This window comes from Listeria cornellensis FSL F6-0969 (assembly GCF_000525855.1).
In the GTDB taxonomy this organism is placed as follows: Bacteria; Bacillota; Bacilli; order Lactobacillales; family Listeriaceae; genus Listeria_A; species Listeria_A cornellensis.
Window position 1 is genome coordinate 37,252 of record NZ_AODE01000008.1, and the last position, 24,050, is coordinate 61,301.

The following is a 24,050-nucleotide window of genomic DNA, read 5'->3' on the forward strand; positions in this document are numbered from 1 at the left end:
TTTTTACGCCTCCATTAGTAAAAGTTCTGGGTCATTTAATAACCGCTTGATATTGTTCATAGCTTTTTGAGCTGTTGCGCCGTCGATTACGCGGTGGTCGAAGCTTAGCGATAGAGCAAGTACTGGTGCTGCTACGATTTCACCGTCTTTAACGATTGCTTTTTCTGCGATACGACCTACACCTAAAATAGCAACTTCAGGGTAGTTGATAACTGGTGTAAACCATTGTCCGCCAGCTGATCCGATATTAGAGATGGTAGAAGAACCGTGACGCATTTCTTCGCCAGTCAATTTACCGTCGCGCGCTTTTGTAGCTAATTCGTTAATTTCATTTGAGATTGCAAAAATCGATTTTTTGTCAGCGTCTTTGATAACTGGTACATAAAGACCGTGATCTGTATCTGCTGCAATACCGATATTGAAATAATGTTTGTAAACTAGTTCGTCTGTTGCGTCGTCAAGTGTCGTGTTGAGCACTGGGAACTCACGCAATGTGTTTACTAGCGCTTTTACCATGTAAGGTAGGAAAGTAAGTTTGATTCCTTTTTCAGCTGCTACGTCTTTGAAACGTTTACGGTGAACCATCAAAGCAGAAACTTCGATTTCGTCCATTAGCGTTACGTGTGGAGCAGTGTGTTTCGAGTTAACCATTGCTTTTGCGATAGCTTTACGTGTTGGCGTTAATTTCTCGCGTGATTCTGGGTATGTTCCGCCGCTAACAACTGGCGCTGCTTTTGCTGCTGGTTTCGCTGTTGCAGTTTCTTGTGATGCCGCTGCTGGAGCTGCTTCACTTGTCGCTACTGCTGCTGTGTCGCCATTTAGGAATGCATCAACGTCTGCGCTAAGAACGCGGTTGTTTTTGCCGGATCCTGCAACTTGACGGATATCTACGCCTTTTTCACGTGCATATTTACGTACAGATGGCATCGCGATAACTAGACCGTTTGGATCTTTTTGCGATGATGGCGTACCGTTTCCACCTGATACTGGCGCTTGTGCTGCGTTATTATTTACAAGTTTTGCAGTGTCTGCTGGAGATTCTGGAGTAGAAGAGTGATCTGCTGTTGTTGCTTCGCCTTCAAAGTCGCCCTCGAATGTGATTAACACTTGACCAACTGTTGCTACTACGCCTTCGCCAACTAAAATGTCTTTTACAGTTCCTGCTACAGGAGATGTGATTTCTTCGACAGATTTGTCATTTTGTACTTCGAAAATGGTAGCATCTTCTTCTATTTGATCGCCTGGTTTAACGAACCATTTCACGATTTCGCCTTCATGAATTCCTTCACCAATGTCTGGTAATTTGAATTCGTAAACGCCTTTTCCGCCTGCTGGTGCCGCTGCGGGTGTAGAGGCAGGAGCCGCTGCTGGAGCTTCTTCTGCGTCATTTTCATGACCTTCTACGCCGTCAAAAGTAATAAGAACTTGGCCGACTGTTGCTACTACGCCTTCACCGACTAAGATTTCTTTTACAGTCCCCGTTACAGGAGATGTAATTTCTTCGACAGATTTGTCATTTTGAACTTCAAAAAGGGACGCGTCTTCTTCAATCTTGTCGCCTGGTTTAACGAACCATTTGACGATTTCTCCTTCATGTATACCTTCACCAATGTCCGGTAATTTAAATGAATATGCCATTTTTTAAAAGCCTCCTGTTTTGTTGAGGCTCTTAGGAAATGTACTGTATTTCCTTAGAGCCTCAATATGCATGAGAACGAAGTGAGCATGTAATCCATGCACTGCGCTCGTCATGTTTGGTATCTTTGAACCTAATTTTGTTGTGGCTCTTACGAAGCGTACTTTGCTAAGTTAGAGCCTCAATATGCATGAGAACAAAGTGAGCATGTAATCCATGCACTACGCTCGTCATGTTTGGTATCTTTCGGACCTAATTCCAAGAACACAGTGAACATGTAATCCATGTACTGCGTTCTTCATATTTGGCGCCTCGGATCTAGCTTCAAGAGCCAGCCTCTCGGAAATTTCGGTGCCTCCGCAAAAACCAAGTGCGGGTTTTCACTGCGCCCCCTAACAATTTCTGTCGAGGCTAAACGGGCTCTTTCAGCTTTTCTAATTTAAAACGCTAGAACTTCTTTAATACGCTCAACAATATCGTTATGGTTTGGTAACCAAACTGTTTCTGCTTGTGCGAATGGGAAGACGCTGTCTGGTGCTGTAACACGCATCACTGGTGCTTCTAGAGAAAGGATGGCGCGGTCGTTGATTTCAGCGATAACATTAGCAGCGATTCCTGCTTGTTTTTGTGCTTCTTGAACGACTACTACGCGATTTGTTTTCTTAACGGAAGCGATGATTGTGTCTACATCCAACGGGCTGATTGTACGAAGGTCGATAACTTCAACAGATACGCCTTCTTTTTCTAGTTCTTCTGCTGCTTTCACAGATTCTTGAACCATAGCACCGTATGTGATAACAGAAACGTCTGTACCTTCACGACGAACGGCTGCTTTACCGATTTCGATTGTGTACTCGCCTTCTGGTACTTCTTGACGGAATGAGCGGTATAATTTCATGTGCTCTAAGAAAATAACGGGATCGTTATCGCGGATTGCTGAGATTAAAAGACCTTTTGCATCGTATGGTGTTGACGGGATAACAACTTTTAGACCTGGTGATTGTGCCATTAGGCCTTCCAAGTTATCCGCGTGAAGTTCAGGCGTATGAACCCCACCACCGAATGGCGCGCGGATCGTGATTGGAGCAGTACGAGTGCCACCAGTACGGTAACGCATACGTGCCATTTGACCAGCAACAGAATCCATTACTTCAAAAACGAAACCGAAGAATTGAATTTCAGCAACTGGACGGAAGTCTTCTAGTGCAAGACCGATAGCAAGACCACCGATACCTGATTCTGCAAGTGGCGTATCGAATACACGATCTTCGCCAAACTCTGCTTGAAGTCCTTCAGTAGCACGGAAAACCCCGCCGTTATTACCTACATCTTCACCGAAAACGAGGACGTTCTCGTCATTTCTTAGTTCTACTGCAAGCGCATCTGTAATCGCTTGAATCATTGTTTTTTGCGCCATGATTATTTCGACTCCTTCGCTTCAAAAATTGCCAGTTGCTCTTTGATTGGAGCAGTTGGTGTTTCGTACATATTTTTAAGAAGATCTGATACTTTTTTGTTTCGGTGTAGCGTCAGCTTCTTTAATAGATGTTTTGATTTCTTCTTTTGCTTGTTCGATTACTGCGTTTTCTTTTTCTTCGTTCCAAAGCCCTTTCGCTTCTAGGAAAGTACGGAAACGAACGATTGGATCTTTGAGTTCCCATTCGCCATCAAGCTCTTTTGTACGGTAACGAGTTGGATCATCACCTGAAAGTGTATGTGGACCATAACGGTAAGTCATTGTTTCGATCAACGTTGGGCCATCGCCAGCAACTGCACGATCGCGCGCAAATTTTGTTACAGCGTATACTGCTAGTGGATCCATACCGTCTACTTGAACGCCTGGGATTCCGGCTGCAACTGCTTTTTGAGCTAGTGTTGCTGCTGCAGATTGTTTTTCGCGTGGTGTTGAGATTGCGAACATGTTATTTTGTACAACGAAGATTGCTGGAGCTTTATAGGCACCTGCGAAGTTCATACCCTCGTAGAAATCACCTTGTGAAGATCCGCCGTCACCTGTGTATGTGATGACAACTGCGTCTTTTTTACGTTTCTTAAGTCCTAAAGCAACGCCGGCAGCTTGAACGATTTGTGCACCGATGATGATTTGTGGAGATAGAACGTTTAAGTCGTCTGCAAATTGGTTCCCAACAAAATGTCCACGTGAAAATAGGAAAGCTTTCGTAAGTGGAAGGCCGTGCCAGATCATTTGTGGTACGTCACGGTAACCAGGAAGCACGTAATCTGCTTTTGTTAACGCATAATGACTTGCAAGTTGTGAAGCTTCTTGTCCAGCTGTTGGTGCGTAGAATCCTAGGCGACCTTGGCGGTTCAAGGAAATCGAACGTTGGTCAAGAACGCGTGTCCAAACCATACGTGTCATTAATTCTACTAATTGCTCGTCTGTTAAGTCGGGCATCAAGTCAGGATTAACAACCTCTCCTTTTTCATTTAAAATTTGGACCAATTCAAATTGATCGGCAACAGCTTTAAACTGCTCTTTCACATCTACTACAGTCTTCTTTGTTTTAGAAGCCATCGTGTAATCTCTTCCCTTCTGGTTTGAAATATTTTTAAGAATTGAATGCGCAAACATTTGTTATTTTTTCCACTACGTATAATGTAGCAAAAATTTCGCTTGTCAGGCAAGCAATACAATGCATGGTTCGCTTCTCAATTTTCCTAACTGGATTCGTGTATTATTCGGCAAAATTTAAAAATAAAATTATGTGAAGTCTTGTCCACCACCGTTTGACTAACCCGAAAACATAATTTAGTGGCGAGATTGTGAAAAAGATAGGAAATACCTTTGCATTCACAAATTCACCTTGTTCAATGGCCCTTGTTCGGTTTCATACTTCACTGTTATATTTTTAAAACACCTTACTATTAACACACCAATCTTCCTCTTTAATTTACACCATCCATCTACATTCGTCAATAACTTAAACTTACTTTGTTTTTATTGTGTTTTCAAGGCTTCACGTTAAATCATTCGCTTTCAAAAACTGTATTAGAAAATATGATTTAAAAATGAAACTGTTATATAATAAAGCAAAGATGGCTTGGGCTTCACCTTTCGAAATTTATTTAAAATAGCCGCCTATTGTTTGTGAATTCACAAACATATATATTTGTACAATACCTCGACATGACGAACAATACAATGTTCCTAATCCATAATGTTCGTATTTACAGTGTCAATATTTTAACATAAAAATCATTACTTCCCTACTGTTTACCCTATTTTACGTATCTTAAAAGTAAAATCCATTCACAATATCCACTTTTTTTGGTAAAATGAAGATAAGTTTATAAGAACAGGGGAGAAAAACAATGCTTACAATGGATGATATCGTCCGTGAAGGTGATCCTATTTTGCGCGCTGTCGCAGAACCAGTCACTTTCCCACTATCGGATGAAGACAAGAAAACTGGTCAAAAGATGTTAGAGTTTCTCATTAATAGTCAAGATCCTGAAGTCGCTGAGGAACATGAATTGCGCGGCGGTGTTGGTATTGCTGCCCCACAAATTGCTGTTTCTAAGCGTTATATCGCGATCCATGTGCACGATGACAATGATCGTTTATACAGTTATGTTTTGTACAACCCTAAAATTCGTAGTCATTCTGTCGAAAATGCATGCTTAGGTGGCGGTGAAGGTTGTCTTTCCGTCGATCGTGAAGTTCCAGGTTATGTGGTGCGTAGTGCGCGCGTGACGGTAGAGGGTTTTGATGAAAACGGTAAGCCAATTAAAATAAGATTGAAAAATTATCCTGCGATTGTGGTACAACATGAGATTGATCATTTAAACGGGATTATGTTTTATGATCATATTAATAAGAAGAACCCGTCGTATTTACCACCAGATGTCACTATTTATGAATAACGAAAACGAAGCAATCCTGGCTGTTTGATATAGCTTGGATTGCTTTTTTATTTGTATGATGAAATGGAAATGCTTCATCATAGTGTTATTTTTCATAAAAAGGGTATTAATTATTAAAAGCTCTTTCAAATTTAAATGACGACTACATATGAGCTTATATGGAAAATTGGGGGTTTATAAATGAAGCATTTAAAGAACGGATTAAAATTATTGATTTGTATCGTCATCGTATTCGGGAGTATCGGATTAAGCACAAGCACCGAGGTGACGGCGGAATCGCCTCTTAGCGCAACCTTGCCAGCGCCTATCAATCAAGTATTTCCAGATGCTGCACTCGCGCAAGTGATTGCTACTAAGCTTGGCAAAACAGTCACTGATACAGTAACTGTTGCTGATTTGAATACCATTACGAGTATTTCTGATGCCGAGGGTTCAGGCAAAGGAATAACTTCACTTGATGGCATGCAGAATTTAAACAATATTCAAGGGTTAAGACTAAACTCAAATAATATCAGTGATTTAACACCCATTGCTGGACTTACTAATATCACTTCTCTATACATCTCCGCTAATCATATAAGCGATATTACCCCTCTAGCTGGACTTACCAAATTAGTGGCTGGTCGATTTGACTCTCAGACTATCACTTTGCCGCAAGTTTCCAATAACGGGTCTTTAGTATTAAACTTAACTGGTGTTCTGAAAAATATGAGTGGTGACATTCCAACCACAATTAATACCATAAGTAATAGCGGTTCTTATAGTATCCCAAATGTCACTTGGAACGGCTTAACATCGCAGACTAGTCTTAGTTTTAGATTTATCCAGGATGTTGTTGTAAACGGGGCTGTAATTGGTACTTTCCACGGAACAGTGACGCAGCCGACACAAAATGTGGCGCTTAATCCGATTGGACCGATAAATACGATTTTTCCTGATGAAAATTTAGCACAAATTATTGCAACGAAACTAGGAAAGAATGTAACGGATATCGTGAATCAAGCTGATTTGAACACGATTGTATCTTTAGGTGACAGCGAAACATTGAATAGGGGTATTACGTCTTTGGTTGGTATGGAACATTTAAAATATATTACTTCTTTAAATTTAATAAATAATAATATTTCAGACGTGACGCCTCTAAGTGGCTTAACTCAACTGGGAATTTTAAGATTGATCGGCAATCATATTAACGACATTAGTCCGCTTGCTAACCTAACTAATCTCTCTAGTTTCCGTTTTGATTCGCAGACGTTCACATCGCCAGCGGTCAATACAACAGACCCACTCAGCATCGTGGAAATGTCAATCACAAGTATCGATGGCAGTCAGCTACCACCGGATACGATTTCAAATGGTGGAACTTTTATCGCTCCAATGATTACTTGGACTGGTTTAACAAATCAGTTAAGCGTACAATACACATTTGCTAAGACGATAGTACTTGGGGGCTATGCTGGATCTTTTCAAGGTACTGTTACGATACCTTTAATCCCCGATACAACACCACCAGTCATAACAGCCGATTCTAGCTTTACTTACGAACAACATGATACTGCAACCGCTAGTCAGTTTTTGCTGGATGTTAATGCGATAACAGATGATGGTTCTGTTATTACCTCTGATTTTGCAACGGCAGTAAACTTGGATGTGGTTGGTGATTACACTGTTACGTTAAATTCTACGGATAATATGGGAAATGTAGCGACACCAGAGACCGTTACTGTTCATGTGGTGGATACGGTTCCTCCCGTGATAACTGCCGATAGTGCGTATACGTATGAATCTGGTAGCGTGCTTAATGAAGCTATTTTTCTACAAGATATTCATGCAAAAACGGATGATGGTTCCGCGATTACTTCGGATTTTGTAGATGTAGTCGATTCGGCGGTTGTAGGTGATTATACTGTTACACTAACGGCGACGGATCAGTATGGAAATGTTGCAAATCCGGTGCGTGTTGTTGTGCATATTGTCGATACGACGCCACCAGTGATTACCGCATCCCCTATTGTCACTTATGAAATCGATCAAGCGGTAAGTGAATCAGATTTTTTGGATAGCATTGCAGCAAAAACGGATGATGGTTCCGCGATTACTTCGGACTTTGAATCGGCCGTGAATTTCGCTATTCCGGGCGAGTATACTGTTACTTTGCAATCTACCGATAATTTTGGGAACGTTGCGGAACCCGTGCGTGTGACTGTCAAAATTGTTAGCTCGACAGTCCCTGTAATTTCGGCGGATAGTGATGTGACTTATCAGCAATACGCGACGGTTAGTGCAGCGCAATTTTTGAGGGATGATAAAGCCAGTGCTAGCAATGATGGTGTCGTTTCTTCTGATTTTGCGAGTGCGGTAAATTTGGAGATAGCTGGTGATTATATTGTTACATTGAACGCAGTGAATTCGGATGGGAATGTTGCGGTTCCTGTGAAAGTGACAGTTCATGTGCTTGCGCCGAAACCGGATGACCCTACCAATCCTATTAATCCTGTCAATCCGACAAAGCCTGTGCCAAATAAAAGTCAGGTAGATTCGAATAAGTCGGAGGACGTACAACGCTTGCCTAAAACCGGCGATTCCTCGCTTCCACTTGCCGCATTTGGTTGGATTATATTTGTTTCAGGAGTTCTATTATTGAAAAAAAGAAAATAGTATAGAAAAACCCCTAAAGGTTAGATGACTAGAAATAGGTTGTCTGGCCTTTGGGGATTTTTCTTGTAATCGTGTTTAAAAATGATTTTTTGCTAGAAATTATAGAGCTTCATTTTTTTGAAAAGTGGTTTGCAGAGTCGGAACAATGCGTAACCAATGAAGCCTCCACTTACATTCAATATTACGTCATCTATATCAGCCGATCGGAATGCGGTTTGAAAAACAATATTTTGTGCTAGCTGGGATAGCTCAATAAATAATGAGGCGGATAAAGAAATCCAAAACATTCTTTTCCATGAGACTCGGCATTTGGAACAAAGTGGGTATAAGCAGCCTAGCGGGATGAACATAATAATATTGCCGATGACTTGATATAGCGCGTGATTTCGGCCGCCATCGCCCATTTGTGTGTAGATATCTCCCATTGCGGCAAAGGGAATGATATTTACGCCTAGTTGGAAAATAGTTGCCCCTCCTCCTCCGATTTCCCGATCTATCAATATTGGAAATATCGTATAGCCGACTACTCCCACTATGTATATGAGCATGATCGATTTAAAAATTATTCGCTTGATTGTTTCTTTTTTTTCTGAGCCATGTGAACAAAAAAAATAATGTATACGATTGGTGTTATGACGACTAATACTGGTGCCTCTATCATTTTTATCTCCTTTGATGTGTTTGGTTGTAGTTATTATATCTAAATGTGCTCGAATCGGCAATTTTTCACTCGAAATAATTCGGAAATTACATCCATTTTTACAGCTTCATAAGCGTTTTTCTGGTAAAATGGAAGAGCAGAGAGAAGGTGTTTCAGATTGAGCGTTATGACCGTCAAATGCGGGTAGCACAGATTGGGAAGACAGGACAGGAAACAGTGCAGGCGAGTACGATTTTAATTATTGGGGTGGGCGCGATTGGTACATATGCAGCTGAAATCGCAGCTCGAATGGGATTTGGACGGCTTATTTTAGTGGATCGGGATTTTGTGGAATTATCGAATTTGCAACGGCAGACGTTGTTTACGGAACAGGATGCGATGCAAAAAGAGGCGAAAGCATGGGCGGCAGCGAAAGCTTTGCGCGCGATTAATCGGGATATTAAGGTTGATTTTTTGGTGGATGATGCAAATCGGCAGTCTTTGTCGGCTTATGCTGGCACGGTCGATGCGGTTTTAGATTGTACGGATAATTTTGCTACGCGGCGCTTTTTGAATCAGTGGTGTTTGGAACAGCAAGTGCCTTGGGTTTTTGCGTCATGTGCGGGGACTTTTGCGAATGTGATGCCGATTATTCCTGGTGAAACGGCTTGTTTACATTGTTTGATGGAGAAAATGCCACTTTTCAATGAGACAAGTTGTGATATTATCGGGGTTCATGGTGCGCTTATTCCAATGCTTGCGGGGCTTCAGGTGTCCCTTTTGACAAAACTATTGCTCGGAGAACGAAGCGCGAAATATTATCAGATGGATAATTGGGAGATGACATTTCAGGCGTTTGGTGTGACTCGGAATCCTGATTGTGCGGTTTGTGTACGCGGCGAGAAGGCTGAGATTTCGTTTTCGAAACAGCCAGTTCTACTTTGCGGACGTGACACGGTGCAATTTCAGATTGGTGCAGCGATTGATTTTCGCGAACTAGAAATGGTGCTTCAAAATCAAGATATTATTTTTCAAACGAATCGCTTTGTTCTGACGTTTACTTTTCAAGGGTATGATTTCACTGTTTTTCAAAACGGGCGTGTGTTAGTGCATGGGACGGCTGATTTAGTGGTGGCGAAGAAGCAGTATCAACACTTTTTTAATGAAATTTGAGGAGGCGTGAAAATGGAGCAGAAGGAATTTATTCAGGCGCGAGTTGGCATTTTAACGATTAGTGATACGAGGGATTTGGACACGGATAAAAGCGGGCAGTTGCTAGCGGAGGCGCTTGCGGAGGCGGGCCATGTTGTCGTACAGCGCATGGTTGTGAAAGATGATGATTTCTTGATTAATGAGGGTTTGGCGGGGCTGAAGCCGCAATCTGATTGTGTGATTTCGAATGGTGGGACCGGAATTGCGGTTCGTGATGTGACATTTGAGGCGTTGCGGGATCAAGTCGCACAGGAGATTCCTGGGTTTGGTGAATTGTTCCGGATGTTGAGTTATAAAGAGATTGGGACGCGTGCGATGTTGTCACGAGCTTTTGCTGGATTTACACTCGATAATGTCTTACTATTTGTAATCCCAGGCTCGTCCAATGCGTGTGGGCTTGCAATCAATCAGCTGATTATTCCAGAGTTGCCACATTTTTTAGCAGAACGTCGAAAATAAGCATAGGCACAAAAAATCCTAACGGCGTGTATGTCGCTAGGATTTTTTGCGTTATTTATAGACTCGAATCGTTGGCGATAAATTTCGCTAGCAAGTCATAATAGCCGTTCACATTGTATAAGATACATGGATTCACGTACTCGCCTATTCTGCCCCACCAAATACTGCGATATAATTCAAACATTGCAACTCCTATTATTTGGTTAAAAAATTCGCGAACTCGTTTGATACGGCTTGTAATGATGTTTTATAATGTGCGAAGTCTTTTTCAATGTTTTTAAATTGACCTGTCTCATCAAACATCTCGTCTGAAATATCGAGTGGTGGGTTGGTCGCCATGGCATGCATATGTAAACCTTCCGTGACGAGCTTCATACTAAGCGCCGCCTGGAAACCGCCATGTCCGCCGTAACACATGATACTTACAGGTTTCCCGCGCCATTCATCGTATAGGAAATCCAATGCATTTTTTAAGACGGCAGGATATCCCCAATTATACTGCGGGAAAACGAGAACGAAACCATCATAACCACTGATCAAGCTGCTCCAAGCCTTGGTGTAATCTTTTTGGTAGTTATGATGTGCTGGAATTTCTGGTTCATCTAAAAATGGGAGGTTCATTTCGGCGAGATCAATCAAGCTTAAATTTAACTTGTCATGTTCCATTTCTTTCATCGCCCACTCTGCTATGGTATGGCAAACACGCGTTGGTCGGTTACTTCCAATAATTAAACCTATTTTTGGTTTTTCAGACATTGTTCATCACTCCTTATATGATATAGAAAAAGGCTGGGACAAACTCTGTTCATTCTAAATTATCCTCCGATTTGACTCATACGTCGTGTCGTCGGTTTGTGAGATTGCATTTCGTTTTGCAAAGCGATCGCCATCTCATGACTTTCTGGTTTATTATCGACAGACTGCTGCACAAGAGCCATCAATTTTTCTGGATCATCGATGAAGGGGCGAATGTTCATTTCTTCATCCCAGTACAGACATGCTTTAATATAGCCATCTGCCGTCAGACGCAGCCTATTACAACTTGCGCAGAAATGAGAGCTAACTGGGTGAATCAGGCCAAACGTTCCTTTAGCGCCTTCTAAGCGGTAATTCTCAGATGGGCCGTTCCCGCGAATCGTGTCCACAGCTTCATACGTAAACCCTTCTTTATCACAAGCATCAAAAACGGTTTGGAGCGACAAATATTGCTTCTTCCAGCTGTCTCCCGCGTGACCGATTGGCATATACTCGATAAAACGAATATTAATATCTTTATCTTTCGTAAACTTCAAGAAATCCAGAATCTCATCATCATTCTGGCCTTTTATCAACACAACATTGAGCTTAATCGGGAAAAAGCCAACTTCTTCGGCTTTCGCGATACCGTCCAATACTTTCTGCAATCTACCACCACGCGTGATGCTTTTAAACCGGTCTTCTTGTAGCGAATCTAGACTAATATTAACACGCGTTAATCCAGCTGCTTTCAATGCTTCTGCTTTTTTGACGAGGTACATCGCATTTGTCGTCACCGCAATATCCTCGATTTCCGGAAGTGCGCTGATACCTGCGATAATGTCCACGATGTCTGTTCGCAAAAGTGGTTCCCCACCTGTAATCCGTACTTTTTTGATGCCATAGCCGACCATGATTTTCATAAAGTCAACAATTTCATCTTTGGAAAGTACTTGTTCATGTGGTAAAAAGGTCATTCCTTCGTCAGGCATGCAATAAACACAACGCAAATTGCAGCGATCGGTGACGGAAATGCGGATATAATCATGGACGCGTCCAAAGCGATCGGTTAATAATGGCATGATATCGAACTCCTATCCTTATTTATCGAAACGGAATTTTCCGCTTTTGCCACCTGTTTTTTCAACAAGATGGGTATTCTCAATGATGATTCTTTTGTCGATTGCTTTACACATGTCGTAAACGGTTAGGGCTGTGACGGTTACGGCGGTTAGGGCTTCCATCTCCACGCCTGTTTTGCCAATGGTTACAACTTCTGCAATCACCGTTAAATGATCTTTCCCATCATCAGTGAACATAATATTCACTTTCGTCGTCATAATCGGGTGGCACATTGGGATTAGTTCGCTTGTTTTTTTGGTAGCCATAATTCCTGCAACTTGCGCAACGGCTAATACATCCCCTTTATCGATGAGTCCGTCTTTAATACGCGTTAAGGTCGCCTCTTCCATATGTAGCGTTGTTTGGGCGATGGCACGTCTTTGCGTCTCACTTTTCTTTGTTACATCTACCATATGGGCACGTTGTTCGTCATTGAAATGGGATAGTTCATCAGTCATTTTATCGGCTCCTTCATCTCATCCTCCGCTTACTGGAGGGATTATCGCGATTTCTGAAACGTCTGTCAGCAGGCTATCGTCTGTTTGAAACTCCATGTTGACCGCGATCATGCATTTCGCCACGTCGGCCTCAATCGCTGGAATTTCCTTGCTTACTAACTGTCTCACATCTGCGACAGTCTTGCAATCAGAAAGGTCGAGGTTCACTTCTTGGAATCCTGCTTTCTGCACGAGAAAAGCGAATAGTTTAATAGGCGTCATCTCGCTCACCTCCCCAACGAACACGATCCGTATCCACTTCTTCTTTCCAAATTGGCACCCTTTTTTTTAGTTCCTCAATAATAAAACGGGAACCTTCATAAGATGCGGCACGATGAGGCGTTGCGACCCCAATAAATACGGCGATATCGGTCAACGCTAACTCCCCTAAACGGTGAATTACGATCACGTCTGCGTCATATTTAGCCTCTACTTCATGCGCGAGTTTTGACAGTTCCTTGATTGCCATTTCTTTGTATGCCGTGTAGCGAATCGTTTGCGTTTGAATGTCGCCGGTCCATTCGCGAATCGTGCCGACAAACATGTTCACAGCACCAAATTTGGCATTTACTAACTTCTGGTATGTGGCGCCAACGTCAATCGGCTCCTGTTGTAATCTAACATCTATCATTGTAAAAATTCCTCGATTATCGTTTGACATAGTGCTTCTTGAGCAGTTTGCGTACTTACTTTCAAAATGCTGGCTGGAAGATCATCGCGCAACGTCGCCATCTTGTAAATTGCTGGTAACGTTTCTAGTGTGGCAACATCTTCCGAATCGCGCACCATCACGATTTTTGGAAACGGCGCTTCCTTGTAGCCTTCGATTAAAATCACATCGGTTGGCGGCAAACTTGCAATCATGTCTTTTAGTGTGATTCCTTGGTCGACCATGATGGCGTGCTGGGAGGAGGAAGATAAGGCGACGATATCTGCGCCGCTTTCGCGAAACGAGTAAGAATCTGTGTCCGGATGGTCGATTGCGAAGGCGTGGGCGTCGTGTTTGATGACGGCTACTGTGTAATCTTGTGCTTTTAATTGCTGCACGAAGCAGTTCGTAAGTGTTGTTTTTCCGCTTTTTTTGAATCCGGTTATTTGGAAGATAAGCGCCATATCTCGATCTCCTCTCCTTTATTTTTGCCCGTTTTGCCGCTCGGTATTTTGATGAGGCATTCGGTTAGGTGTAAATTGCCCAGCGCGCTCGACATGTCGCTGCCGACGGGAACTGCGGTTAGTTCGCCTGCCTCGTATAATAATTGTCCGCGTAAAAAGCGATCGTAAGCGTTGTTTTTCGGATAGTCCACGCCCATTTTTGCCGGTTGAAAAGTGAACTGGGTTTCGATGTCGCCGCTCATTTTGGCAAGCACTGGCGCGATGAGTAAGTGGAACGCGGTGAAGCAAGCACCTGGATTGCCGGATAAAGCCGCGACCAGTGTATTTTCATAGCGCATCGCCGTTGTGACGCTGCCTGGCCGCATTTGGATTTTATTGTAGAGCAGTTCGGCATCTTCTTTTGCGATGATTGCCATGAAATCGAAGTCCCCGACGGAAACACCGCCTGTCGTGAGGATCAGGTCGGCTTGTTTGGCAAGGTCGGTGAGCCGGTTTTTCGTCAACGCTAGGTCGTCTTCAATTTGCTCCACCGCAATGACTTCCGCGCCTGCATCTTTCGCAAGCGCCACCAACATCAGATGGTTACTATTGAAAATTTTTCCGTCTGGAAGGGGCTCGCCGGGTTGGACAAGTTCGGAACCGGTGGATAAAATCGCGACACGTGGTCGGCGAAACACGGTCACGTTCGGTATGCCGAATGCTGCGAGTAGGCTAATCGAGCCGGGATTCAAATGGTGATGGGCTTGGAGTAACGTTGCGCCCGCCTCGAATTCTTCGCCACGCTCGGTGATGTTGGTATTTTTATGCGTATTTACGAGTGTGATTGTGGCCGGATCTCCTGTTTCGCGGGACTGTTCCAACATGATAATTTTGCCGGCATTCTCAGGGACTTTCGCGCCGGTCATGATGCGCACCGTCTCATTTTCCTGCAAATCGTGATTATACGCGGAACCGCATGGCACGTCCGCCACAACCTGAAAAATTCGCGGATAATTCGCGTCATCCTCGGCTCGAATCGCAAAACCGTCATAGCCTGAACGCCTGAAATACGGCATCGCCATCGTTGCTTTTACTTCCTGCGCCAAGATTCGACCATTCGCGTCTGCGATTTCGATCTCTTCTGCGCCAAGCATGACCGCGTTCTCCATCAACTTTTTCTGCGCTTCCTCCACTCGAATCGCTACTCGTTTATCCAACATTCCCGACACTTCCTTTTTCCACAAATTTCAGCTAGTTCCACTATACATCAATCCCTATGAAAATAACAGTGTAAGCGTTCACTTTCTGTTAGTTCGCCCCACCAAATCCATACTTCTTCAAAATCTTCTGCACTTGTGTTCCTTCCATGTAATCCATGAATTGGGATATCTCATCCGTTGCATCCGAATCCTTGATTGCCGCTGCATAATACCCAATTGGGCTATACAAATCATTGCTAATATTATACGCCGTCTGCACTTTTTTTCGAAATCATTGCGTCCGTTTGATAAACAAAACCGATATCTGCATTTCCAGACTCCACATACGCCAATACTTGACGCACATCACTTGCCTTCACCAAACGCGCTTTCACACTGTCGATCAACTGCTCTTTCGTCAAAAACTCCTCTGCATATTTCCCCGCAGGCACCGAAGCGGAGTCACCAATCGCAATCACACGAGCCTTTGCTAATTCCGTCTTAATATCTCCACTCGGAACGCTCTTACTCGGTATCACAGCCACCAACGTATTCGAAGCAATTTCCTGGTTACCATCAATCAACTTCTTATCCATCAATTTATCCGTATCCGCCGCGCTCGCTAAAATAACACCATCAATCGGTGCCCCATTTTCCACACGCTCGCGGATTTGCCCTGAACCAGCGAAGTCGAATTCTAATGTCACATTGTCGTGCTCCTTCTCATACAAAGGTTTCACATCATCCATCACATCTTTCAAACTCGCCGCCACAGAAATATGTATCGTTTGGTTTTTTTTGCGTACCACACCCTACCATAACAAATAGTACCCCAACAAAAATCAGCCCACTTTTTATCCACATTTTCACCTTGTCTTCCCCCTATTTCGGTCTATCCCCATTGTACGGAATTTCTTAAAAAAAAGACAGCGAAATAGTTCCACTGCCTTCCTTTTCGAATCAGCTTGTTGCGGCTGGCTTGCGTAAATAAACAGCCCAAACCGTCACAAGACATATGAGTGCAAACACGCCTAGCAAAATAAATCCGAGCGTATAAGAACCTGTATTTTGTTTAATAATACCTAACAGGAGCGGTGGGAAAAATCCACCAAGTCCCCCGGCAGCACCAACGAATCCTGTCACTGCACCTGTATTTCCTTTAGAGACCATCGGCACCATTTTAAAAATAATCCCGTTTCCAAGACCTACAATTAGCGCTGTGATAAAAATTAGTGTCGTGAATATACCGTACTGCGTGAGTGAAAAAGCAATCAAGAACGCAGCCACAGCAATCATCGCAAAACCAGTGGTCAACAATTTCGTTGGATTTAATTTATCCGCTAAAATCCCACCGACAGGACGCATAAAGGTCGCAGTCGCTGCAAATCCAGCAGAGAATAACCCAGCATTAACCGCCCCAATCGAGAATTGGTCACCCATAAATGCTGGTAAATAGTTACTCAGCGCTACAAAAGCCCCAAAAGTCAGGAAGTAGAACAAAGATAGATACCACGTGTTCTTATCCTTCACAACCGACAGCGACTGCTTCAACGTTTTCTTCTCCGTCGAAAGGTTCATTTCTTTCGCAAAAATAGCAAAAATAGCAACAATAACCACAATCGCAATCATCAAGGAATAATAAATCCAATCGAATCCCCAGTTCGCATTAATACGCGGGATAATCAGACCAGAAAGCGCATTACCAATGTTCCCCATCCCAGCAATACCAAGAATTAAACCTTGTTTTTCAGCTGGAAAAAAGGTAGAAACGTAAGAAATTGCGATGGCAAAAGTTGTCCCCGCCATACCGATGAAAAATGCGCAGAGCATTAAGTATAAATAAGTACTAGCAAACGGAATCAGCGCCAGTGGAATCAACGTGAATAGCATCGTAATAATATATATTTTCTTTCCACCATACCGATCACTTAAGATCCCCATTGGAATTCTCATAATAGACCCTAGAAGTACCGGTGTCGCAATAAGTAAACTTTTTTGTGAAGCAGACAGGCCAAATTCCGCGGCAATTTGATTAGAAACGGGCGATAAGGAAGCCCAGACCATAAATGAAATCGCCATCGCAACCGTAGCAATGGTAAGCGCGATATACGCGTCTTTTTTTTGATGTGTGTTGCATGTTAATTTCTCCCCTCGTATGGAGTTTGGTGCATAACCGCTGTAAATCGGCGGCAAGCGTTCGCATTCCATCCGTTTAGCGAACTTCCGGTTCTCACATACACCAGTATGCTCCGCTTCCGGCTTCCACCAAACGGATGGAATACAAACGCTTTCGCTCGATTTGTGTTAAGCCAAATTTTCGTCCTACCCTTTAAATATGGTAAAGCAGTTATTTCTCAGCTTTTAGTTATGTCCCAATCTCATAAAATTCCTAGCGACGATAAATAATATAACTCCTCTTCAAATACGACAATGGCACGCTCCATGCATGCACCAATCGCGTATACGGAAATAGTGCGAAAATCAAGAACGCACTAATAATATGCAGTTGGAAAAATACCGGCACATTCGCCATCAGACTCGCATCCGGCTGGAAAATAAACAACTGCCTAAACCAAACCGCAATCGATTCCCGGTAATCAAATCCAGGATTCGCTGGGTTCGCAAACAATGTACTCGCCATCCCAAGGAACAGCGTCAACAACAATGTCACATTCACGATTATGTCCATAATCGAACTCGTCATCCGCACGCGATCATTCGACAACCGCCGGAACGTCAATAAAAACATCCCTGCAAACGCCATAATCCCGAATACACTACCGATTCCAACAGCTACAATATGATACATATGCTCACTAATGCCAATCGATGTCGTCCAACTTTTCGGAATCACCAAGCCAATAAAATGCCCACCGACAACGAAAATAATCCCGATATGAAATAAAATACTACCAACCATCAATTGCTTTTTCTCAATCATTTCCGAAGATTTCGAGGTCACCGTAAAATGATCATACCGATAACGGAAAATATGTCCAAACACGAAACTCGCCAAAACAAGGTAGGGCAAAACAACCCATAAAAAATTATTCCACATGCTGCTTCTCCTCTCCCTGTTTCACGCAAACGCGCAATTCATTCCGCATCGCCTCAATCACAAACCGATACGGATTCCCCACCTCTTCAAGCGCCTGAAGCAAATGATACGAACCATCTTCAATGACACCAATCAAAAGCTCTATACTATCACCAGAACGCTCATCCAGATACCAATCACCCGCATCGATAAATTCAAGCATCAGTGGCAAATAATCCGTCAACTCCGCATCGTCTGGCAACAAACCAAACATCTCATACAACACTTTCAACTTCGCCAACATTTGCCCACGTTCCCGCGCATCTTCAAACTTATAAAACGTCATATACAGCGTCGTCTTTTTATTAAAATCAAACGTGTCCACATACGTTTCCGTAATCTCACCAAAAGTCAGCGCAGAAATTTCCTCCCAAAACGCCGTTATTAATTCCAGCGTTTTAGGATTCCGAAACGTCTCTAACAGCAGGAACCGATCATTGATAAAACGTTTTTCAGGATAAGATAGAACCGCCGAAATAGCGCCAAAAACAGCACGTTTTTCGTCTAGCAAGGCATAATTAATCACGCCAAATCCCCCCATAAAAACTTTCTTCATACATGTCCTGCGTTGACTTCGAAGGCTGCTGCGTACTATTTCCCATTGGCATTGGTGTATTCGTGACATCCGGCTTATTAATCTGATCCGCTAAACTACAACCACCACAAACATCTTCCGAAAAACCAGACGAGCCTTGCGCTTTATACGTATCGATGTAATCCTCTTTATGACTCGCCGGAATCACAAAACGATCCTCATATTTCGCAATCGCAAGCAGTCGATACATCTTTTTCACTTCCTGCTCCGTCATACCGATTTTTTTCAATTTCTCCGTATCAAAATCTTTACCAGAGCTCACTGCACGCATATACATCCGCATCATCGCCATTTTTTGTAGCGACGTCTTAATTACTTCCGTATCTCCCGCCGTAAGCAAACTCGCCAAATAATCGACAGGAATCCGCATCTCATCAATCGCTGGGAAAATCATATCCGGATTGTTAATCGAATCTTTCCCTTCAAAATAGTTCATGATTGGCGAAAGTGGTGGCACATACCAAACCATTGGCATTGTACGGTATTCTGGATGAAGCGGGAACGCAATCTTGTATTCCTTCGCCATTTTGTAAACAGGAGAATTCTGCGCCGCTTTAATCCAATCTTCTTTAATACCATCCTTGCGCGCCTGCTCAATTACCGCTGGATCATTTGGATCAAGGAACAAGTCTAGTTGTTTTTGATACAACTCCTTCTCGTCCTCCACAGAAGCCGCTTCTTTCACACCATCCGCGTCATAAAGCATCACGCCAAGATAGCGAATCCGACCTGTACACGTCTCCGAACAAACCGTTGGCAAGCCAGCCTCGATACGTGGGAAACAGAACGTACATTTCTCCGCCTTATTCGTTTTCCAGTTGAAGTATACCTTCTTATACGGGCAACCAGTCATGCAATAACGCCATCCACGACACGCTTCTTGGTCAACAAGAACAATCCCGTCCTCATCGCGTTTATACATCGCACCACTCGGGCACGACGCCACACAAGAAGGATTCAAACAATGCTCACACAAACGTGGCAAATACATCATAAACGCTGTCTCAAAATTGGTTTTTATCTCCGTTTCGATGTTTTTCATGTTCGGATCAAGCGGCATCGTTGTTGGTGCACCCGCCAAATCATCCTCCCAGTTTGGACCCCATTCGATTTCCATGTTCTTACCTGTAATCACAGATTTCGGACGCGCCACCGGTTGATTTTTCTTCTCTTTCGGCGTGAAAAGCGTATCGTAATTGTACGTCCACGGTTCATAATAATCCTTTAATTCCGGCATATCTGGATTGTAGAAAATTTTCCCAAGCATGACTTTGTTCCACTTCGAACCAGCCGCTAGTTCCAATTTTCCTTTTTTCAGTTTCCAGCCGCCTTTGTAGCGTTCTTGGTCTTCCCATTGTTTCGGATAACCAATACCTGGCTTCGTTTCTACGTTATTAAACCAGATATACTCAGCACCAGGCCGGTTTGTCCACGTATTTTTACATGTCACACTACACGTATGGCAGCCGATGCATTTATCTAGATTCATTACCATTCCTACTTGCGCTTTAATCTTCAAGCCAATTCACCTCGTTCAGTTTCCGGACAGCAACATAGAGATCCCGCTGATTTCCAATTGGTCCATAATAGTTAAAACCGTAGCTAAGCTGTGCATATCCACCAACCATTTGCGTTGGTTTCACGTGGATTTTCGTCGGCGCATTGTGACTACCGCCTCGCGTTCCTGTAATCGAAGTCCCTGGAACGTTGATATGACGGTCTTGCGCGTGATACATGTACATCGTTCCTTTTGGCATTCTGTGACTCACGACCGCACGCGCCGTTACAACACCATTTCGGTTATAAACTTCAAGCCAGTCATTGTCTTTAATTTTGCCAGCCTCAGCGTCTTCATGGTTAATCCACACGTTCGGACCACCACGGAAAAGCGTCAACATATGCTGATTATCTTGGTACATACTGTGAATATTCCATTTACCGTGTGGTGTCAAATAGCGCAACACAATCGTATCCGGCGTCTCCACAATTTCCTTATCACGAGGCGCAAAAACTTGCGGTGGCAATGTCGGCTTGTACACCGGCAAAGCTTCCCCATATTGCAAAAACATCTCATGATCAATGTAAAAATGTTGTCGCCCAGTCAGCGTCCGAAATGGAACCAAATGCTCAATGTTCGTCGTAAACGGCGAATAACGCTTACCATCCGTATTCGAACCCGTAAACACCGGCGTTGGAATCACTTCACGCGGTTGCGCTGTAATGCTTTGGAACGTAATCCGCTCCGCCTCGCGAGGCTTCGCTAAATGACTAAGCTTCATCCCCGTCGCATCCTCCGCTACTTCCCATGCCCGAACCGCAACCTTCCCATTCGTCGCACTAGAAATATGCAGAATCGCATTCGCCGCCTGCCGTTCATTTTCCATAATCGGCATTCCGTTCTTAATTGAGTCATCCTCGTAAATCCCGTTAATGGCCTTCATTTCCTCATATTCCTCAGCGACCGAGAACTGCGTCCCATGCGCGCCGACCTTGCCCGTCCCAACATTCGGACCAAGCGTAATAAACTTATCGTAAATTTGCGTATAATCACGTTCTACAAATTGGAAATGCGGCATCGTCTTACCTGGAATCGCCTCAACCTCGCCTTTTTTCCAATCCTTAATCTCACCATAAGGCTGCGAAATCTCCATTTGCGAATCATGATTCAGCGGCAACATAATCACATCGCGCTGCACCTCATGTAAATGATCCTTCGCCATCTCAGAAAACGTCTGACTCAAATCCTTGAAAATATTCCAATCCGATTTCGACTCCCAAAGTGGCTAATCGCCGGGTTAAACGGATGCACAAAAGGATGCATATCCGTGCTCGAAATATCCGTCTTCTCATACCACGTCGCAGCAGGAAGCACTACATCCGAATAAAGCGGCGTCGCCGTCATCCGGAAATCAAGCGTCACCATCAAGTCTAATTTTCCTTCCGTCTCCTCATCGCGCCATACCATTTCCTCCGGCTTAAACTCATCATTTGGCGTCGACAGCAAATTATTCGTCGTCCCAAACAAATGCTTCATAAAATACTCCTGCCCTTTTCCACTAGAAGAAACAAGGTTCGAGCGCCATACAAAAAGGCCACGCGGGAAATTCACAGGATTATCCGGATCTTCCACCGCAAACTGCAATTTCTCCGATTTCAAATCATCGACAATACCCGACACGATCTCCGCATCCGATTTGTCTTTATTTTCCGCTGCAAACAGCAAACTATTCTTGTTAAACTGCGGATACGAAGGCAACCAACCAAGTCGCGCCGCCAACACATTGTAATCCGCGGGATGTTTATAGCTCGTTTTTTGTGCCAGTGGAGATTTCAAAGCATCCGTGTCCATCTCCTCATAACGCCACTGATCCGTTGCAAAATACCAGAAACTCGTCGCATTCTGCTGTCTCACTGCGCCCTGCCAATCTTTCGCAAAAGCTACCGTTTGCCAGCCCTCAATCGGACGACATTTCTCCTGACCAACATAATGCGCCCAGCCTCCGCCGTTCACGCCTTGTGATGCCGTCAAAATGACCAAGTTCAAAATCGAGCGGTAAATCGTGTCACTATTAAACCAATGATTAATTCCCGCGCCCATGATGATCATCGAACGACCACCCGTATCAATCGCATTCTGCGCAAACTCACGCGCGATTTGCGTCACGATATCCGCTTTCACACCAGTAATTGGTTCCTGCCAAGCCGGCGTATACAAACTCTCCGCATCATCCAAGCCACGAGCTGCCATTCGGTCACCGTCATGCCGCGCCACACCATACTGGCTCAACATCACATCATAGACCGTCGCAACTAAGCGCTTCGAACCATCGGCAAGCGTAATTTCCCGAACCGGCAATTCTCGTTCAAAAATGCCATTCCCATTATTATCAAAATAAGGAAACGCAACCGTATCTATTCTATCTAGACCAACCGTCATCGCAGGCGCAATCACAGAACCATCCTCGCGTTCCAGCGACAAGTTCCACTTCACACCCTCTTCCCAACGCTGACCCATCGTCCCATTCGGAACCACAATCTCGCCCGTCGTCTCATCAATCAAACACGTTTTCCAATCCGCGTGCGAGCCACTCTCAAGCCCCGCATGCAAATCATCCTCGCGCAAGAAACGACCTGGCGTCAAACCCTTATCCGTCTCGTCAAGCAACAATAAAAACGGCAAATCCGTAAATTGTTTTGCATAATCAATAAACTGCGATTCCGCGCGCTCCACATAAAATTCCTTCAAAATAACATGCGTCATCGCTTGCGCAAGTGCAGCATCCGTCCCAGGATTCGGCGCCAACCAATTATCCGCGAACTTCACGTTCTCCGCATAATCCGGCGCAACCGCCACCACTTTTGTCCCCTTATAACGAACCTCCGTCATAAAATGCGCGTCCGGCGTCCGAGTGAGCGGCACATTCGAGCCCCACATCATGATGTAACCCGCGTTATACCAATCACTCGACTCCGGCACATCCGTCTGCTCACCCCAAATTTGCGGAGAAGCAGGTGGTAAATCCGCATACCAATCGTAAAAACTCAGCATTTCGCCACCGAGCAGCGTCAAAAACCGCGACCCAGCCGCATAGCTTATCATCGACATTGCAGGAATCGGCGTAAACCCAGCCAAGCGATCCGGCCCATATTTCTTAATCGTATAAATCAGCATCGCCGCGACCATATAATACGCTTCCTGCCACGTCACCCGAATTTGTCCACCCTTACCACGCGCACTCTTGTAGCTATTCGCCTTCTCAGGATCCTCCACAATACTCGCCCAAGCCTTAATCGGATCCCCATACTGCTTCAACGCATTTTGCCATAAACGCCACAATTTTCCGCGCACATACGGATATTTCACACGTAGCGGACTATACTCATACCACGAAAAACTCGCACCACGCGGACAGCCACGAGGTTCAAATTCCGGCATATCCGGCCCACAACTTGGGTAATCCGTCGCCTGATTTTCCCACGTAATAATCCCGTTCTTCACGAAAACCTGCCAACTACACGAACCCGTACAATTGACACCATGCGTCGTGCGAACCACTTTATCATGACTCCAGCGATCCCGATACATCTTCTCCCAAGCCCGGCTTTTCTCCTCCATCACCGTCCAGTTTCCATTAAATTTCTCCGTCCGTTTAAAGAACCGCAAACCTTTTTTCCTCACTATGTACCACCTCATTTTTGTTATTATATTCACAAAGAAAAACA

At 44.0% G+C, this 24,050-nt stretch carries 21 protein-coding genes and 2 pseudogenes; 4 read left to right on the forward strand and 19 right to left on the reverse strand.

The window, feature by feature from the left end; all coding sequences use genetic code 11:
- Positions 1-3: 3 nt before the first annotated feature.
- The 3 genes and pseudogenes from PCORN_RS03030 to pdhA form a co-directional block, all read right to left on the reverse strand.
- Complete coding sequence (locus tag PCORN_RS03030; protein WP_036077440.1) at positions 4-1,638, reverse strand: dihydrolipoyllysine-residue acetyltransferase; 1,635 nt, start codon at positions 1,636-1,638, stop codon at positions 4-6.
- Between the two features lie 437 nt (positions 1,639-2,075).
- Positions 2,076-3,053, reverse strand: a complete 978-nt coding sequence (locus PCORN_RS03035) for an alpha-ketoacid dehydrogenase subunit beta (protein ID WP_036077442.1) — start codon at positions 3,051-3,053, stop codon at positions 2,076-2,078.
- A 2-nt stretch (positions 3,054-3,055) separates the two neighbouring features.
- Positions 3,056-4,172, reverse strand: a pseudogene (gene pdhA, locus PCORN_RS03040) (pyruvate dehydrogenase (acetyl-transferring) E1 component subunit alpha).
- Positions 4,173-4,969: 797 nt separating this feature from the next.
- Between pdhA and def the strand changes: the two are divergent.
- Positions 4,970-5,521 carry a peptide deformylase gene (gene def / locus PCORN_RS03045; protein WP_036077444.1) on the forward strand — a complete coding sequence of 184 codons (552 nt, stop codon included), beginning with the start codon at positions 4,970-4,972 and terminating at the stop codon, positions 5,519-5,521.
- A 180-nt stretch (positions 5,522-5,701) separates the two neighbouring features.
- Positions 5,702-8,179: a LapB repeat-containing protein gene (locus PCORN_RS17035; RefSeq protein WP_051999208.1), complete on the forward strand. Its 2,478-nt coding sequence runs from the start codon at positions 5,702-5,704 to the stop codon at positions 8,177-8,179.
- A gap of 92 nt (positions 8,180-8,271) precedes the next feature.
- On the opposite strand, the gene PCORN_RS03055 is transcribed toward PCORN_RS17035, so the two are convergent.
- Positions 8,272-8,901, reverse strand: a complete 630-nt coding sequence (locus PCORN_RS03055; protein WP_051999209.1) for a VanZ family protein — start codon at positions 8,899-8,901, stop codon at positions 8,272-8,274.
- 95 nt (positions 8,902-8,996) lie between these two features.
- On the opposite strand from PCORN_RS03055, the gene PCORN_RS03060 reads away from it, so the two are divergent.
- Both PCORN_RS03060 and PCORN_RS03065 read left to right on the forward strand, forming a co-directional pair.
- The gene (locus PCORN_RS03060) at positions 8,997-9,992 is read left to right on the forward strand and encodes a ThiF family adenylyltransferase (protein ID WP_036077567.1); all 996 of its coding nucleotides are present in this window, start codon (positions 8,997-8,999) and stop codon (positions 9,990-9,992) included.
- A 12-nt stretch (positions 9,993-10,004) separates the two neighbouring features.
- Positions 10,005-10,490 carry a MogA/MoaB family molybdenum cofactor biosynthesis protein gene (locus PCORN_RS03065; RefSeq protein WP_036077445.1) on the forward strand — a complete coding sequence of 162 codons (486 nt, stop codon included), beginning with the start codon at positions 10,005-10,007 and terminating at the stop codon, positions 10,488-10,490.
- 55 nt (positions 10,491-10,545) lie between these two features.
- On the opposite strand, the gene PCORN_RS20710 is transcribed toward PCORN_RS03065, so the two are convergent.
- The 15 genes and pseudogenes from PCORN_RS20710 to PCORN_RS03130 form a co-directional block, all read right to left on the reverse strand.
- Entirely contained in the window at positions 10,546-10,674 is a 129-nt protein-coding gene (locus PCORN_RS20710; RefSeq protein WP_277620150.1) for an LOG family protein, read from the reverse strand.
- Between the two features lie 11 nt (positions 10,675-10,685).
- The gene (locus PCORN_RS03070; RefSeq protein ID WP_036077447.1) at positions 10,686-11,246 is read right to left on the reverse strand and encodes an NADPH-dependent FMN reductase; all 561 of its coding nucleotides are present in this window, start codon (positions 11,244-11,246) and stop codon (positions 10,686-10,688) included.
- Between the two features lie 59 nt (positions 11,247-11,305).
- Entirely contained in the window at positions 11,306-12,307 is a 1,002-nt protein-coding gene (moaA, locus tag PCORN_RS03075; protein ID WP_036077450.1) for a GTP 3',8-cyclase MoaA, read from the reverse strand.
- Positions 12,308-12,325: 18 nt separating this feature from the next.
- The gene (gene moaC / locus PCORN_RS03080; protein WP_036077452.1) at positions 12,326-12,805 is read right to left on the reverse strand and encodes a cyclic pyranopterin monophosphate synthase MoaC; all 480 of its coding nucleotides are present in this window, start codon (positions 12,803-12,805) and stop codon (positions 12,326-12,328) included.
- An 18-nt stretch (positions 12,806-12,823) separates the two neighbouring features.
- On the reverse strand, positions 12,824-13,066 hold the full coding sequence (gene moaD, locus PCORN_RS03085; protein WP_036067452.1) for a molybdopterin converting factor subunit 1: 243 nt from the start codon (positions 13,064-13,066) through the stop codon (positions 12,824-12,826).
- Positions 13,053-13,475, reverse strand: a complete 423-nt coding sequence (locus PCORN_RS03090) for a molybdenum cofactor biosynthesis protein MoaE (protein WP_036077455.1) — start codon at positions 13,473-13,475, stop codon at positions 13,053-13,055. The genes moaD and PCORN_RS03090 overlap by 14 nt, the downstream gene beginning before the upstream one ends.
- Positions 13,472-13,957 carry a molybdopterin-guanine dinucleotide biosynthesis protein B gene (gene mobB / locus PCORN_RS03095; protein ID WP_036077456.1) on the reverse strand — a complete coding sequence of 162 codons (486 nt, stop codon included), beginning with the start codon at positions 13,955-13,957 and terminating at the stop codon, positions 13,472-13,474. Before mobB ends, PCORN_RS03090 begins: the two co-directional genes overlap by 4 nt.
- Entirely contained in the window at positions 13,936-15,156 is a 1,221-nt protein-coding gene (locus tag PCORN_RS03100) for a molybdopterin molybdotransferase MoeA (RefSeq protein WP_036077457.1), read from the reverse strand. Before PCORN_RS03100 ends, mobB begins: the two co-directional genes overlap by 22 nt.
- An 88-nt stretch (positions 15,157-15,244) precedes the next feature.
- On the reverse strand, positions 15,245-15,415 hold the full coding sequence (locus tag PCORN_RS20025) for a substrate-binding domain-containing protein (protein WP_241433053.1): 171 nt from the start codon (positions 15,413-15,415) through the stop codon (positions 15,245-15,247).
- Entirely contained in the window at positions 15,399-15,944 is a 546-nt protein-coding gene (gene modA, locus PCORN_RS03105; protein ID WP_241433054.1) for a molybdate ABC transporter substrate-binding protein, read from the reverse strand. The genes PCORN_RS20025 and modA overlap by 17 nt, the downstream gene beginning before the upstream one ends.
- Before the next feature lie 151 nt (positions 15,945-16,095).
- Positions 16,096-17,343: a nitrate/nitrite transporter gene (locus tag PCORN_RS03110; RefSeq protein WP_077913762.1), complete on the reverse strand. Its 1,248-nt coding sequence runs from the start codon at positions 17,341-17,343 to the stop codon at positions 16,096-16,098.
- Positions 17,344-17,524: 181 nt separating this feature from the next.
- Positions 17,525-18,193, reverse strand: a complete 669-nt coding sequence (gene narI, locus PCORN_RS03115) for a respiratory nitrate reductase subunit gamma (protein WP_036077459.1) — start codon at positions 18,191-18,193, stop codon at positions 17,525-17,527.
- A complete protein-coding gene (gene narJ / locus PCORN_RS03120; RefSeq protein WP_241433055.1) occupies positions 18,183-18,788 on the reverse strand; it encodes a nitrate reductase molybdenum cofactor assembly chaperone in 606 nt (201 codons plus the stop codon). The genes narI and narJ overlap by 11 nt, the downstream gene beginning before the upstream one ends.
- Positions 18,751-20,346 (reverse strand): nitrate reductase subunit beta, encoded by a 1,596-nt coding sequence (gene narH, locus PCORN_RS03125; protein ID WP_036077464.1) that lies wholly within the window; start codon positions 20,344-20,346, stop codon positions 18,751-18,753. The genes narJ and narH overlap by 38 nt, the downstream gene beginning before the upstream one ends.
- A pseudogene (locus PCORN_RS03130) lies at positions 20,336-24,009 on the reverse strand (nitrate reductase subunit alpha). Before PCORN_RS03130 ends, narH begins: the two are co-directional and overlap by 11 nt.
- Positions 24,010-24,050 lie beyond the last annotated feature (41 nt).